The organism is Pseudomonas sp. R2-37-08W (assembly GCF_003851705.1).
Taxonomy (GTDB): Bacteria; Pseudomonadota; Gammaproteobacteria; order Pseudomonadales; family Pseudomonadaceae; genus Aquipseudomonas.
The window spans coordinates 1,214,722-1,229,970 of the sequence record NZ_CP027728.1 but is presented as its reverse complement, the minus strand read 5'-3'; the positions used below and the strand labels follow the sequence as shown (position 1 = coordinate 1,229,970).

Here is a 15,249-nt window from a genome sequence, read left to right as displayed (position 1 = left end):
CACAACTCTATCTGACACACCGCCATCGGGAGCAAGCCCCCTCCCACATTGACTGTGCCCACTTTAAGTCGAGGGTGATTTGAGGCGGTTATCCAAGACCACCACTGCCAGCGCAATCAGCAAGAACCCCAGCAAAATCCCCCCAGCATTCACGAACACTTGCGGGTAACCCAGGCTGCCCACATCCATGAACGGGTATTGATACTGCCCCAGCAAATGCCCGCGCAACAGCACATAGGCGAAGTACACCAGGGGGTAAACCACCCACCCGGCAATGTGCTTGAGCCGCAAGGTGCCCTTGGGCACGCACCGCCACCAATAGATCAGAAACAGCACCGGCATCACGTCGTGCAGCAATTCATCGGCAATGAATTGAAAGCCCTCGGGGCTCCATAAGTGCCGCAGCAACAGGTTGTAGGCCAGGCTTACCACGACAATGCTCGCGGCAATACCACTGCTGATACCCGGCGCGAGGAAAAACCGCTTGCCGGCTGATTCGCGCTTGACCAGCCAATAGCTCAGCACCACGACGACCAAGGTATTGGTCAGTACCGTGAAAAAACTGAAGAAACTGATCAAGCCGCCCAGCAAGCTGGCACCGCTGGACCAGCGCGAATACAGAATCAGATATTGCTGAATCGCCAGCCCCACCCAACCGGCCAACGCGGCCGCTGTCACAAAACGCTTCACGGGCTCAGTCCAGCGGGCGTTTGGTGCGCATCAGCTTGACGTACAAGCCTTCGACTTTTTCCCGCGCCCATGGGGTCTTGCGCAGGAAGGTCAGGCTCGACTTGATGCTGGGATCGCTCTTGAAGCAGCGGATATCAATGCGTTCGGCCAGGCCTGCCCATTCGTAGTGTTCCACCAGGGTGGTGAGGACGTGTTGCAGGGTCACGCCGTGAAGTGGGTCGTTGCTTGTCGCGGTCATGCCGGGCCTTTTGCGAGAGAGAAAACACAGCCGCGCACCTTAGCGGACGGGGCGTACCGGTGGAAGCACTGCATTGAATATAGCCCGTCGGTAAAAGTTCCCCTTTTCAGCGAAAAAAGAGATGTTATATTGTAACTATACTTATCAAGATCCTGCCAAGGAATGTCCGATGTCGCTCTCCTGTCTCTGGCGCCTGTCGCCCCTCGCCGCCGCCCTGCTGATCTGCTCCGAAGCCCACGCCCTGGAACTGCCATCGCAAATCATCACCGGCAATCCCCTGGGCAGCGCGCAACTCGCCTCGCCCACCACCGTGCTGGAGGGCGACGACCTGACCCTGCAACAAAAAGGCAGCCTGGGCGAAACCCTGAACAAACAGCCGGGCGTATCGTCTTCGTACTTTGGCCCCGGTGCCAGCCGGCCGATCATTCGTGGCCAGGACGGTGACCGTATTCGCGTGCTGCGCAACGGCGTGGGCGCGCTGGATGCGTCGTCACTGTCCTATGACCACGCCGTGCCGCTGGACCCGATCAACGTCGAGCGCATTGAAATCGTGCGCGGCCCGGCGGCCCTGTTGTACGGCGGCAGCGCCATCGGCGGGGTGGTCAACACCTTCGACAACCGCATCCCCACCACAGCCATCGAGGGCATCCACGGTGCCGGTGAACTGCGCTACGGCGGTGCCGACACCACCCGCAGCAGCGCGGGCAAGCTGGAAGCCGGCGACGGCACCTTCGCCTTGCACCTGGACGCCAACGCGCGGGAGTTCAACGACCTGAAAATTCCAGGTGATGCGCGCAGCCGTCATGCACCCGAAACCGACGCAGGCCCCGGCAAAAACGGTCGCCTGGGCAACAGCGACGGGCGCCAGGATGGCGGCGCGGTGGGCGGGTCCTACACCTGGGACGATGGCTACGCGGGCCTGTCCTACAGCAACTACGACAGCAACTACGGCTCGCCCGCCGAGCAGGACGTGCGCATCCGCATGCAACAGGAGCACTACGCGTTCGCCTCCGAAATCCGCAACCTGCAAGGCCCGTTTACCTCGGTGAAAATCGACGCAGGCTACACCGACTACCAGCACCGCGAGATCGAAGGGGGCGAGACCGGCACCACCTTCAAGAACAAAGGCTATGAAGCCCGCGTGGAAGCCCGCCACCAGCCCATCGGGCCATTCGACGGCGTGGTCGGCGCGCAAGTGGCCCGCAACGAATTTTCGGCCCTGGGCGAAGAAGCCTTCGTGCCCCAGACCGATACCAACGCCGGCGCACTGTTCATTCTTGAGCAGATGCACGCCACCGAGCGCCTCACCCTCAGCCTCGGCGGGCGCCTGGAACATACCAGCGTTGACCCGGATGCCAAGGGCAATGCGCGCTTCGCCAATGCCGACAAGGCCAATGCCTTCACCGCAGGCAGCCTGTCGTCAGGCGCGGTCTACAGCCTGACGCCGATCTGGTCGTTGGCCGCCACCCTGGGCTACACCGAGCGCGCCCCGACGTTCTACGAGCTGTACGCCAATGGTGCGCATGTCGCCACCGGCACTTATGAATTGGGCGACGCCAACCTGTCGAAGGAAAAAGCCGTGTCCAGCGACCTGGCCCTGCGCTTTGACAATGGCACCCACAAGGGCAGCTTTGGCGTGTTCTACAGCCGCTTCTCCAACTACATCGGTTTGCTCGGCACTGGCCGTACATTGAACGACGAAGGTGAAGAGGACGCAGGCGGTATTCCCGAGTACACCTACTCCGGCGTACGCGCACGTTTCGCCGGCTTCGAAGCCCAGGATCACTGGAAACTTGGCGAAAGCGCCTACGGCAAGTTCGCCCTGGAGCTGTCGGGCGATTACACGCGTGCAACCAACCTGGACACCGGCGAAGCCCTGCCGCGCATTGCGCCGTTGCGCTTGAACAGCGGTTTGCTGTGGGAGCTGGATCGCTGGCAGGCGCGTATCGACGTAGAACATGCCGCCGGCCAAGGGCGCGTGCCGAGTAACGAAAGCGGCACCGATGGCTATACCACCCTCGGCGCGAGCGCGGGTTATCACTTCAATGTCGGCAGCAGCCAGTGGCTGGCGTTCGTCAATGGCGAAAACCTGACCAACCAGACCGTGCGCTACGCCAGCTCGATCCTGCGCGATATTGCGCCGGCGCCGGGGCGCAGCGTGCAAGTCGGCATCCGTACCACTTTCTAAACCGCGCCGAAAATCCCCTGTGGGAGGGGGCTTGCTCCCGATAGCGGTGCGCCAGTCGGCACATTAAATGACTGACCCACCGCCATCGGGAGCAAGCCCCCTCCCACACTGTTTTGCCGCGACACTGAGTCACTGTTACCAAATCTGAAATGATGCATCTTGCGATTCACCCTTTCTCTAAACGCCCCGCCGCATTATCCTTTGCAACAACCTGAAACGCTTCACCCCCCGGTCTGACCCCATTTGCCGAATCTTCCCTTCACGCAAAGACAGCGCTGTCTTAAATCGACCTGCGCCTGGGGGTTTATTGCCCGCCTGTGGATAACCCAGTTATCCACAGAAAAAACCCAAAATAACGCTGAACCAAGCCCGCGCCGAATCGTCATCTACAGTGAGTGAAGCACGGGCTTACATAATTCCAACGTAACGGAGAAACACACTATGAGCACTGATGGTGCCTCAAGCCCAAGCCGCCTGCTGCCCAGGTTGCTAGGCGTCTTGCTGCTGATCATGGGGCTGGCCTTGCTGGCCGGTGGGGTCAAGCTGAGCATGCTCGGCGGCTCGCTGTATTACCTGCTGGCCGGTATCGGCATCGCCTTGACCGGCGTTTTGCTGCTGGCCACCCGCCGCGCTGCGCTGGGCCTGTACGCACTGGTGCTGTTCGCCAGCACGGTGTGGGCGCTATGGGAAGTCGGCTTGGACTGGTGGCAGTTGGTGCCGCGCCTGGCCCTGCTGTTCGCCTTGGGCATCGTCATGTTGTTGCCATGGTTTCGCCGTCCGTTGCTGCGTGGTCAAGCCGCGCCGCTGGGCACCGGCGCCCTGAGCGTGGCCGTGGTGCTGGCGGGTGCTGCCGCCCTGGCCAGCCAATTCACCAACCCCGGTGAAATGGTCAAGACCGGCCAACTGGACCGCGATGCTGTGCCTGGCATGGCCAGCGCGGCGCCTGCCCAGGCCGATGGCGACTGGAACTCGTACGGCCGTTCGGCCTTTGGTGACCGTTACTCGCCACTGGCCCAGATCACGCCGGAAAACGCGCACAAGCTGGTGCCGGCCTGGACCTTCCGTACCGGTGATATTCCGGGCGCAGGCGATCCCGGTGAAACCACTGCGGAAAACACCCCGCTGAAAGTCAACGGCATGCTGTACGTGTGTACCCCGCACAGTCAGGTTATCGCCCTGGACCCGGACACCGGCAAGGAAATCTGGCGTTTCGACCCGAAGATCACCACCCAGGGTGCCGAGAACTTCAAGGGTTGGGCGCACATGACCTGCCGTGGCGTGTCGTATCACGATGACGCCGCCTACGCCTCCGAGCAGAGCCCGACTGGCAGCGCCAGCCCGGCCGCCGCGCCGACCGCCTGCCCGAAACGCATCTTCGTGCCGACTGCCGACACCCGCCTGATCGCCCTGAATGCCGACACCGGCAAGATGTGCGAAGACTTCGGTGACAAAGGCCAGGTCGACCTGCGTGCCAATATCGGCACCTTCGCCCCAGGCGGTTACTACTCCACTTCGCCACCGGCCGTGACCAAAAACCTGGTGGTGATCGGCGGTCACGTGACCGACAACGTCTCCACCGACGAGCCAAGCGGCGTGATCCGTGCGTTCGACGTGCACACCGGCAAGCTGGTGTGGAACTGGGACAGCGGCAACCCGGACGACACCACCCCGTTGGCCGAGGGCAAGACCTACACCCGCAACTCGCCGAACATGTGGTCCATGTTCGCCGTGGATGAAAAACTCGGCATGCTCTACCTGCCGATGGGCAACCAGATGCCCGACCAGTACGGCGGTGACCGTACCGATGACTCCGAAAAATACGCTGCCGGCCTGACCGCCCTGGACATCGACAGCGGCCACGTGAAGTGGACCTTCCAGTTCACCCACCACGACCTGTGGGACATGGACGTGGGCGGCCAGCCTTCGCTGATCGACATCAAGACCGCTGAAGGCGTCAAGCAAGCGGTGATGGCATCGACCAAGCAAGGCAGCATCTACGTGCTGGACCGCGCCACCGGCCAACCGGTGGTGCCCGTCAATGAAATCCCGGTACCACAGGGCGCCGTTGCCGGCGATCGCACCTCCCCTACCCAGCCCAAGTCCGACCTGAACTTCATGCCACCGCCGTTGAAAGAACGCGATATGTGGGGCGTGACACCGTTCGACCAGATGCTGTGCCGGATCGACTTCAAGTCGATGCGCTACGACGGCCCGTTCACGCCGCCGTCGCTGCAAGGCTCGATCGTCTACCCAGGTAACTTCGGCGTGTTCGACTGGGGCGGCATCTCGGTTGACCCAGTCCGCCAGATCGCTTTCGTGAACCCGAGCTACATGGCGTTCAAATCGAAACTGATCCCGGCCGCCGATATCGCCAAGCAAGGCCCACGTGTCAGCGAAACTCAAGGCGTACAGCCGAACAAAGGCGCGCCGTACGGTGTGATCCTCGAAGCGCTGCTCTCGCCGCTGGGCCTGCCATGCCAGGCGCCAGCCTGGGGTTACGTGGCGGCGGTCGACTTGACCACCCACCAAACCATCTGGATGCACAAGAACGGCACCGTGCGTGACAGCTCGCCGGTTCCGATCCCGCTGACCATGGGCGTGCCAAGCCTGGGCGGTACGTTCACCACTGCAGGTGGCGTAGCGTTCCTGAGCGGCACCCTCGACCAGTACCTGCGTGCCTACGACGTAAAAAACGGCAAGCAACTGTGGGAAGGCCGCCTGCCTGCAGGCGCGCAAACCACCCCGATGACCTACACCGGCAAGGACGGCAAGCAATACGTGCTGGTCATGGCCGGCGGTCACGGTTCCCTGGGCACCAAGCAGGGTGACTACGTGATGGCGTTCAAACTGCCGGATTAAGTAAACCCGGCGGTAAAACAAAGGCGGCTACCTGATGGGTAGCCGCCTTTTTTGTGCACGCCTGATAAGCCGTCGTGGGTTTTACACGCAACGTGCGCGCATGAAATCGCCCCAACGGCGCACCAGGTAGTTGTGCTCGTCCATCACCGAGTTCCACACCGCAATGTGCCCCATGCGCTGCTCATAGGAGCCGCCGTCGCGCACCTCGCCGATGTCGATCAATGGCAAGCCATCGCTGCCCGACAGCTCTTCACGCGCAGGCTTGCCGGCGTACCAGTAATCCCACTCCGCGCTGCTCAGATGATCGCGGGTACGCGCCGGGTTACCGATGTAGTAACCCTGGCGCGCCATCACCGCCCCCGGCCAGCCGGACAACCACCAATTCAAGTAGGCATAGGCCGCATCCAGCCCCGGCCCCTGGGCATGGCGCGACAACGACAAGCCGCCGAACCAGGCGCGATAGCCTTCGCGCGGCACGGCGAGCCGGTATTTCACCCCGGCACGGTGCAGGCGCATCAAGGTCGGCGACCACAGGCTCTGGATGTCGATGCTCGGGCTGAGCATCAATTGCGCGGCTTCTTCGTCGTCCGACCAGAACGCCGCAAAGTGCCCCTCCTTCTGCTTGCGCACCAGGATCTCGGCCAGCACATCGATCTCCTCAATGCTCATGTTGCCGATGTCCCGGAACTGCGCCAGCCCCGCACCCTGCACGGCGAGCGCGGCATCCAGGGCGCCGATGGCGGCATCGCTTTGCAGGGCGGTGCGTGCGCGCCACGCCGGGTCGAGCAGCCAGCCCCAGCTTTCGTTGCCGTGGCAGAAACCTTCGGGCAAACGCTCGGGGCGATAGGCAAAACTGTCGGCGTTGTGGGTCAGCGGCAGCATGCTGATGCGCTCGGTTACGCTGCTGCCGAGGCTGCCGTCGTGCTGCACGAACAGCCGCTCACTCGGCACGCTGCCACTGCCCAGGCGGTCGTTGGGCGACAGTCGACCACGCTTGGGCAGGTCGTTGATCTCATGCCACAGCGCGATGCGCCGCGTGTCGATCGGCTGGATCGCCCGCGCCGGCCACACAAAGTCGACGTTGTGGAACCACTGGTCGTACAGGTCGTAGCTGTCCGGCTGCATCACCGCGATACGCTGGGCTTGTTCCACATCATGCACCTGGTACACCAGGCGAATGCCCAGCTCCTGCTCGGCCCGCACGCGCAGGCATTCGAGCAAGGTCACGGAGGTGCCGAGCACGCGCAGTGTGATCATGCCGCGAACCGCCGCGCGAACACGTCGAAGGAACGGCGCAACAGCGCGGGGTCGAGGCCGCGCAGGATGAACACCAGGCGGGACTGGCGCTCAGTGCCTGGCCAGGCAGGCAAATGCACCGGGGCATGCAGGCAGTGCTGCACACCATGGATGACGATGGGGGCCGAGCTTGCGTTCACGTTGAGCAGTCCTTTGACGCGAAGGATTCGTTCGCCGTGGCATCTTAGCAGCATCGACAACCACACCCCGAACCCGACCCAGTCCAGCGGTTGCTCAAAGGTCAGGCAGCACACCTGCGCCGCGCCGTGGTTGGCCGTGACGGGTTGATGCAGTTGCCAGCGACTGACCTCGACGGCGGGCTCGGCGCCGCGCACACCCTCGCCGAGCAGCAGTTGATCGCCGCTGTGAATCGCCTGGGTATCGAGGATCAACGTACCGCCGTTGAGGGCGTGCAGATGCTCGCGCAGCGCGGCGCAATCGTCGACCAGGTCGGTCTTGCTCAGCAACAGCCGGTCGGCCGCCGCCACCTGGGCCAGCCACTCCGGGTGCAGGCGTTCCTGCAAGGCGGCATGGCTGGCATCGACCAGGGTGATCACCAGGCCGATATGAAAACGCCCGCGCAGTTGCACGTCATTGTTCAGCGTGGCGAGGATCGGCGCGGGGTCGGCCAGGCCGGTGGTTTCCAGGATCACCCGTTTGAAGGCCGGGATTTCCCCGCGTTCACGGCGTTGCAACAGGCCGAGCAGTGCGTCTTTCAACTCGCCGCGAATCGAGCAGCACACACAGCCGCTGGGCAGCAGGACGGTGTCTGGTGCGACTTCCTCCACCAGCAGATGGTCGATGCCGACATCGCCGAACTCATTGATCAGTAGCGCGGTGTCGCCCAGGCTTTCGCCCTGCAACAGGCGCTTGAGCAAGGTGGTTTTGCCGCTGCCGAGGAAACCGGTGATCACATTCAGAGCAATGCTCATATTTACCTCCGCCCCCTGTAGGAGCGAGCTTGCTCGCGAAAAACCCGAGAGCGCCAGGTACATCCAGACAACACGCGTTAGGGTTGACGTTTTTCGCGAGCAAGCTCGCTCCTACAGTGGGGTGTTTTCCAGGTGGTCAAGTAGACGCGGGTCAAGGGGGTCCAGCGGGCGGCCGAGCATGGTTTCGGCCGCCTGCCAGAGTTGATCCAGGCCGCTGGCCAGGGCCTGTTTGCCGGTCGCGCCGAGCAACAGGTACGACGCGCCCTGGAAATCCTCGACCTTGAGCCGAAACACCGCCAGCACCTGGTTGATCGCCGCGATCCGGCGCAGGCGCTCGCGTCGCCTGGGCAGTGCATCGCCCAAGGGGTCGCTCCAATGCACGTCTTCGCCGAGCAGGCCGCAGAGTCCGCACATGGCTAAGCCCCGCTCATGGCATGACATCGCCGGCGTTCGGGCCGAGGGTCTGGCCGACGAACAGGTTACCGCCCGGGGTACTGGCCAGCAGCACGGCGGTGGGCGCGACTTCGTCCGCCAGGCCGAACCGGCCCAGGGGCAGCTCGGCGGCCTTGGCGCGTTTCCAGCTGTCGCTGATGCCGCCCACCAGCGGGGTTTCGATCGGGCCTGGGGCGATGGCGTTGACCAGCACATTGTCCTTGGCCACTTCCAGGGCCAGGGACTTGGTGAAGCCGATCACCCCGGCCTTGGCCGCGGCGTAGTGGCAAAGCTCGGCACCGCCCTTGATGCCCAGTTGCGAGGCGACGTTGATGATCCGCCCCCAGCGCTGCGCGAGCATATGCGGCAAGGCGCGCTGGCTGGCGATGAACACGCTGGTGAGGTCGACCCGCAGCATGTCGTTCCACATCTCGAGGGAGAGATCGACGCAACGCGCCTGGGTCAGCATGCCGGCATTGTTGACCAGGATGTCGATCCCGCCGAAGTGCTCGACGCACCGGTCGACACTGGCCTGGGCGCCTTCGACGGTACCGACATCGGCCAGGCATTCGAACACCTCGGCACCCAGGTTGCGACAGGTGATCGCGACTTCGGCCAGGCTCGCGGCGTTGCGGTCGGCCAACACCAGGCGAGCGCCCTCGACCGCGTAAGCCTGGGCAATGGCGGCACCGATGCCGCTGCCGGCCCCGGTGATGACGGCGCGGCGATTGGTCAGTTGCTTCATACAAAAACTCCCGAAAAAACACAGTTCCCCTGTGGGAGGGGGCTTGCTCCCGATAGCAATGGCCCAGACAAAACATCAGTGACTGACCCACCGCTATCGGGAGCAAGCCCCCTCCCACATTTTTCGATTGAGTACATTCAGTCAGGCCAGCGCACGGTCAGGCCGCCGTCGATGACGATGCTTTGCCCGGTCAAATAACTCGATGCATCACTGGTCAAAAACTGCACCAGCGACGCCACTTCATCCGCCCGCCCTACCCGGCCCAGGGGGATTGCCTTGGCAGCCTTGGCCAACCCTTCAGGCCCCAGCGAATTCTTCGCATCCAATGACTGCGGCGTCTCGATCAACCCCGGGATCACCGCATTGCACCGAATGCCCTTGGCCGCCAATTCCACCGCCAGCGAACGACACAACCCCGGCACCCCGGCCTTGGCCGCCGCGTAATGGCTGTGCTCCTGCCAGCCATACACGCCGCCGGCAATCGAGGAAATTGCCACCAGCGCGCCGCCTTCGGTCATATGTCGGGTCGCCGCGCGGAAGGTGCGCATCACCCCCGTGAGGTCGACATTGAGCATCTCATCCCACAACGCATCGCTCATCTCCAGCAACGGCGCGCGACGCAACAAGCCGGCATTGGCCACCGCGTAATCGAGGCGCCCGAAGTGCTGCACCGCTTGCTCGGCCATGGCATCCACCGAGGCGCTGTCGCCCACGTCCAGCGCCAGCATCAGGCATTCGCCACCGGCTGCTTCCACCAGGGCAACCGTGCTTTGCGGGTCATGGGGATCGGCCGGGTAATACCCGCCCACCACCGCCACGCCGCTGCGCCCGTAGGCCACGGCAAGGGCTTGGCCGATGCCGCTGGCAGCACCGGTAATCAAGGCAACTTTACGGCTCATCGAGAACTCCTTACTGAACGGTTTCCGGACGCACATGGCGCGCGGCAAACATCAAGGCGCCGGACAGGAAGCACGGCAGCGCGCCGAACCACAGCGCGGCGGTCTGCCAGTCGCTGCCGGCGGACAACACCTGGGTGGCGCCAAACCCGGCCAATACGGCGCCGATCGGGCCCATGGCATGAATGATCGCGCCACCGGTGGCGCGGATGCTGGTGGGGAAACTTTCGCTGATGAAGAACAGCGCTGCCGAGTACGGCCCGATCAGGAAGAACAGGCCCAGGCTGTACAGCCCGACCACCATCGGCATGTTGCTCGGGCCGAACAACATCCCGGCGAATGCCAGGCCGCCGAGCATCCAGCCCAGGCCGATCACGTTGCGCCGCCCGATCTTGTCGCCCATCCAGCCGTGGCTGAGGTACCCGCAATAACCCACCAGGTTCGACAGCACGAGGATGATCAGCGAGTTCTCGAACGAGATGTGGTGCACGCTGACGATCACCGAGGTGCCCAGCACGCTGAACACCTGGATCGCCGCCCAGTTGAGCAACAGCGCGGCGCCGATCACCAGGGTGGCGCGCCGCGCCGGGCCCCGGAATGCGGCCTTGAGGCCGGCCTTGCTGTGTTCGTCATAATCCACGCCGTAGGTCACGGCGACGTTCTGCGCCTCGCTCACCGCACCGCGTTTACGCAGTTGGCTGATGCGCTGGTGAATCTGGAACTGCGGGCTCTCCTTGAGCTTGCGCGCCATGATCGCGATCACAATGGCCGGGATCGCGGCGAAGACGAAACAGCCCTGCCAGCCGATAATCGGCAGCAGCAGCGCGGTCAACCCCGCCGCGATCAAGGCCCCGACCGGCCAGCCGCCTTGTACCAGGCTGTAGATGAAGCCGCGACGCTTGGTCAGTTTCGGGTCTTGCGAGGCGCCGTACAGCTCACTCAGATACGTCGCATTGACGGTTTCCTCGGCATACCCCAAGCCACCCAGCGAGCGAATCAGGATCAGCGGCGACTTGCCCCACGCCCCGCCAATCGCGGTGAGCGCCGAGCACAGCGCGGAGCCGGCCACGGTCAGAATAATCCCCTGGCGGCGCCCCAGTTTATCGACGATGGGACCAATGGCGAACGCGACCACCGCCGTGCCCACCGCCACCCAGGTCGCGATTTGCGCCTGCTCCACTTCACCCCAGCCAAAGTGCCGGCCGATCTCCGGCAGCAAGGTGCCGAACAGGATGAAGTCATACACCGCGAACACCCAGGCGAAAAACGCGATCCAGGTGGCGAAGCGCACTTCCTGGGACGTCAGTTGCCGGGGTTTCCAGCCAGTCAGGTCAAGCTTGTTGTAGATAGACATGGAGCGCGCCTCGGGGTGGGGGTCAGGTGCGGGGTTGACGGCGGATAAAGTCGTCGGCGATTTCATCGAAGGTGACGAAGCGCACACCGGCATGGCTCTGGATGTGTTCGATCAGACGCTCAAGCATCAGCAGCACTTGCGGCCGGCCGGACACGTCGGGGTGGATGGTCATGGTGAACACCGCGTGTTCATGCTCGCGGTAGACCCAGTCGAACTGGTCGCGCCACATTTCTTCCAGGTGACGCGGGTTGACGAAGCCGTGGCTGTTGGGGGCTTTCTTGATGAACATCATTGGCGGCAGGTCGTCGAGGTACCAGTTGGCCGGGATTTCCACCAGGTCGGTTTCCTCGCCGCGCACCAGGGGTTTCATCCAGGTGTCGGGGTGCTGGCTGTAGTCGATCTTGGTCCAGCTGTCGCCCTTGCGCACGTAGTAAGGGTGAAAGTCGTTGTGCATCAGGCTGTGGTCGTACTTGATGCCTTTTTTCAGCAGCAGCTCGTTGGTGACTTTGCTGAATTCCCACCACGGCGCGACGTAGCCGGTGGGGCGCTTGCCGGTGACCTGGGTGATCAGTTCGATGGATTTATCGAGGACGATTTCTTCCTGCTCGGCGGTCATCGCGATGGGGTTTTCGTGACTGTAGCCGTGCACACCGATTTCGTGGCCGGCGTCGGCCACGGCCTTCATCTGCTCGGGGAAGGTTTCCATCGAGTGGCCGGGAATAAACCAGGTGGTGCGCAGGCCGTAGCGCTCGAACAATTTGAGCAGGCGCGGCGCGCCGACTTCACCGGCGAACAGGCCGCGAGAGATGTCGTCCGGCGAGTCTTCACCGCCGTAGGAACCGAGCCAGCCGGCGACGGCGTCAACGTCGACGCCAAATGCACAGAGAATGTCTTTAGCCATGGTGTGTCTCCTTAAGGGTTGAGTGCGGTTTCGACCGACAGCGCAGCCCTGAGCAGGCGCGCGTCTTCGCCACAAGGGGCGCTGAGCAGCAGCGCAGTGGGCAGGCCCAGGGCATCGCGGCCGCTGGGCAGGCTGACGCCCGGCATGTCGAGCAGGCTGCCGGGCATGGTCAGGCGCAGGGTCGCCAGGTTGGTGCTGACGAACAATTCGTCGTCGGCCTCCAGCGGCGCCAGCGCCGGGGCGACGTGGGCGACGGTTGGGGTGATCAGCAGAGCGCCGTCGAGGTCGTCGCTCAGTTGGTTCTGCAGACGCCTGCGGGCGTCAGTCAGGTGGATCAGTTGGCTGGCTGGCAAGCCGCGCGCGGCTTCGAGGCGGCGACGCACGCGGGGGTCGAGTTGCTCGGCGTCGGGGCTGTCGAGCAGGGCTTGGTGCAGGGCGAAGGCTTCGAAAGCGCCAAGCCAGCCGTGTTGCCGGATCAGGTCGAGGGCGGCCTGGAAGGCGGCGCAGGGGCGCAGGTCGATCAATGCGCCGGCAGCCTTGAGCTGGTCCACCGCGCGCAGCAGGTTATCGCGCACCGCCGGTTCAATGCCTTCCAGCGCGCCTTGCTCGAGCACGAACCGCTGGCCCTTCAGGCTGCGGGCGATATGGGTGTGCGCGCGGCCGTGGAGCAGGTCGTCGATGGCCAGGGCATCACGCACGCTGCGGGTCAGCGGGCCGAGGCTGTCGAGGCTGCGCGCCAATGGAAACACGCCGTCGCGGCTGTAGCGGCGGCAGCTACTGCGGTAGCCCACCACGCCATTCAGGGCGGCGGGAATGCGGATCGAGCCAGCGGTGTCGGTGCCCATGGCAATCGGCACGATCCCGGCCGCCACGGCCACGGCCGAACCCGATGACGAGCCGCCGGGAATCCGCGGCTGGTCGCTGCTGTTGGGGTTGTGGGGCGTGCCAAAATGCGGGTTCAGGCCCAGGCCCGAATACGCCAGCTCACTGAGGTTGGTCTTGCCCACGCTGACCATCCCGGCGCGGCACAACAGCCCCACGCTTGGCGCATCGAGCAAAGCGGCCGGCGCGTCGCGGCGATAAGCGGCGCCTGCGGTGGTGATGCTGCCGGCCACGTCAAACAAGTCCTTCCAGGCCAGGGGTACGCCGTCGAAAACACTCAGCGGCTGACCGGCACGCCAGCGCGCGGCGGACGCTTGCGCCTCACGCAGGGCACGCTCGGTGCACAGCGAGATGAACACGCTGGGCGCCGTGCTTGCGCGGGCAAGCGCTTGTTCGAGCACTTGCACCGGGTCGCTGCGACCGGTGGCGAACGCTTCGGCCATTGACGTGGCGTCTGACATGAAGATCACCCCATAAAACGTATATATTTATAAAATGTACGTTTTGTAGAGGCAGCTTTCGTGCCAGTCTCTTTATGTGTCCGCGCGTATTATTTCGGCTTTTCGTCAATATCCACGGGATAGAGGCTTTTGTAAGAAGCAAAATATTTCGAGATCAACGCTGGGTCTGCTCTTCAATTAAATAACGTATCTTTGATTAATAAATACATTTTGGTGCAAAAAAGTAACAGTCCTGCGCCAAAGGCCCCAAAAAAGTGCCACCGACGTGGCGCGGAGTGACAGGCCCATCTATGAGAGAATCCCCGGCCATCGTCACGCCCTAGCATTCATGACCCAGAGAAGCAGATGAAACCAGTGTCCGCCCCGGCATCCCGTTACGCGATGATTCACAAGGTGATGCGTGACGCAATCGTCAACGGCACCGCGCGCCACGGGCTTGTGCTGCTGGAGGCGCCGCTGGCCGAGCTGTTCGGCACCAGCCGCGTGCCGGTGCGCAAGGCGCTGGACTTGCTGCACGATGAGGGCCTGATCTGCCGCTTCAACGGCCGTGGCTACCTGATCAATCCCGAAGGCCTGGCCGTGGAGCCGCTGCGCCTGCCCCTGAGCCACGCGCACCTGGGCCTCAACGGCGACGACGAACTGGTGGACACCCGGCCCCTGGGCGAGCGGATCGTCGAAGAAATCGGCGCAGCACTGTCCACCTGCATCGCCTTTGGCCATTACCGCCTGGACGAACAAGCCGCCGCCGACCACTACGGCGTCAGCCGCGCCGTGGTCCGCGAAGCGCTGATGCGCCTGCGCGACCGTGGCCTGGTGGAGAAAGAGCCCTACTCCCAATGGTTGGCCGGGCCGTTGACCGCGCGGGAAGTCACCGAAGACTACGAACTGCGCGCCTGCCTGGAACCCGAGGCCTTGCGCCAGAGCGCGCCGGGCCTCGACCGGGAAGTCCTCGAAGCCATGTTGCAGCGGGTCACGGCGGCCCAGCAGAACCCGCAATGCAGCCTGGAAGCCATCGAGCAGATCGAAGAGGACTTGCACCAGCGCTGCCTGGCCGGCCTGCAGAACCGCAAGATCGCCGCGCTGATCCGCCAGGGCCAGAGCCCGATGATCATCAGTCGGATTTTCCATCGATTGCTGGGAATCGGCGCCGATCCGGCCATGCTCGCCGAACATCGCCTGATCCTGGAGCTTTTGCTCCACGGTGCCTTCGATGCCGCCGCGCTGAACCTGCGCGAGCACCTGCAACGGGCGCGGCAGCGAATGTTGCAGCGCTTGAAGGTGCTCTCGGTACTGCCCGAGCAGCCACTGCCGGCCTACCTCCACAAAATCAGCTGACCGCGTCGCTGCAGTAACTTTATGTAATATGTTCCTATCT

At 63.6% G+C, this 15,249-nt stretch carries 13 protein-coding genes; 3 read left to right on the top strand and 10 right to left on the bottom strand.

The genetic code is table 11. From position 1 onward, the window contains the following. Nucleotides 1–63 precede the first annotated feature (63 nt). A complete protein-coding gene (locus C4J93_RS05450) occupies nt 64–690 on the bottom strand; it encodes a Pr6Pr family membrane protein (protein ID WP_124428779.1) in 627 nt (208 codons plus the stop codon). A gap of 4 nt (nt 691–694) precedes the next feature. Then, nucleotides 695–928, bottom strand: coding sequence for a VF530 family DNA-binding protein (locus tag C4J93_RS05445; protein WP_024073644.1), 234 nt, complete (start codon nt 926–928; stop codon nt 695–697). Between the two features lie 169 nt (nt 929–1,097). Between C4J93_RS05445 and C4J93_RS05440 the strand changes: the two genes are divergently transcribed. Continuing rightward, nucleotides 1,098–3,116, top strand: coding sequence for a TonB-dependent receptor (locus C4J93_RS05440; RefSeq protein WP_124428778.1), 2,019 nt, complete (start codon nt 1,098–1,100; stop codon nt 3,114–3,116). Nucleotides 3,117–3,557: 441 nt separating this feature from the next. After that, nucleotides 3,558–5,975 carry a glucose/quinate/shikimate family membrane-bound PQQ-dependent dehydrogenase gene (locus C4J93_RS05430; RefSeq protein ID WP_124428776.1) on the top strand — a complete coding sequence of 806 codons (2,418 nt, stop codon included), beginning with the start codon at nt 3,558–3,560 and terminating at the stop codon, nt 5,973–5,975. A gap of 81 nt (nt 5,976–6,056) precedes the next feature. Here C4J93_RS05430 and C4J93_RS05425 read toward each other — a convergent pair whose 3' ends face one another. The 8 genes from C4J93_RS05425 to C4J93_RS05390 form a co-directional block, all read right to left on the bottom strand. Continuing rightward, complete coding sequence (locus C4J93_RS05425; protein WP_124428775.1) at nt 6,057–7,232, bottom strand: PotD/PotF family extracellular solute-binding protein; 1,176 nt, start codon at nt 7,230–7,232, stop codon at nt 6,057–6,059. After that, the gene (locus C4J93_RS05420; protein ID WP_124428774.1) at nt 7,229–8,203 is read right to left on the bottom strand and encodes a GTP-binding protein; all 975 of its coding nucleotides are present in this window, start codon (nt 8,201–8,203) and stop codon (nt 7,229–7,231) included. The genes C4J93_RS05425 and C4J93_RS05420 overlap by 4 nt, the downstream gene beginning before the upstream one ends. A 111-nt stretch (nt 8,204–8,314) precedes the next feature. Further along, the gene (locus C4J93_RS05415; protein WP_124409132.1) at nt 8,315–8,617 is read right to left on the bottom strand and encodes a hypothetical protein; all 303 of its coding nucleotides are present in this window, start codon (nt 8,615–8,617) and stop codon (nt 8,315–8,317) included. Between the two features lie 13 nt (nt 8,618–8,630). Then, nucleotides 8,631–9,380, bottom strand: a complete 750-nt coding sequence (locus C4J93_RS05410) for an SDR family NAD(P)-dependent oxidoreductase (protein WP_124369767.1) — start codon at nt 9,378–9,380, stop codon at nt 8,631–8,633. Between the two features lie 137 nt (nt 9,381–9,517). Beyond that, nucleotides 9,518–10,279 carry an SDR family NAD(P)-dependent oxidoreductase gene (locus C4J93_RS05405; RefSeq protein WP_124428773.1) on the bottom strand — a complete coding sequence of 254 codons (762 nt, stop codon included), beginning with the start codon at nt 10,277–10,279 and terminating at the stop codon, nt 9,518–9,520. A gap of 10 nt (nt 10,280–10,289) precedes the next feature. After that, nucleotides 10,290–11,630, bottom strand: a complete 1,341-nt coding sequence (locus C4J93_RS05400; RefSeq protein ID WP_124403195.1) for an MFS transporter — start codon at nt 11,628–11,630, stop codon at nt 10,290–10,292. Nucleotides 11,631–11,652: 22 nt separating this feature from the next. Next, a complete protein-coding gene (locus C4J93_RS05395) occupies nt 11,653–12,531 on the bottom strand; it encodes a polysaccharide deacetylase (protein WP_010212857.1) in 879 nt (292 codons plus the stop codon). An 11-nt stretch (nt 12,532–12,542) separates the two neighbouring features. Continuing rightward, nucleotides 12,543–13,874 (bottom strand): amidase, encoded by a 1,332-nt coding sequence (locus C4J93_RS05390; RefSeq protein WP_124428772.1) that lies wholly within the window; start codon nt 13,872–13,874, stop codon nt 12,543–12,545. A 345-nt stretch (nt 13,875–14,219) separates the two neighbouring features. Between C4J93_RS05390 and C4J93_RS05385 the strand changes: the two genes are divergently transcribed. After that, nucleotides 14,220–15,209, top strand: coding sequence for a GntR family transcriptional regulator (locus tag C4J93_RS05385; RefSeq protein WP_124369763.1), 990 nt, complete (start codon nt 14,220–14,222; stop codon nt 15,207–15,209). The last annotated feature ends 40 nt before the right edge of the window (nt 15,210–15,249 follow it).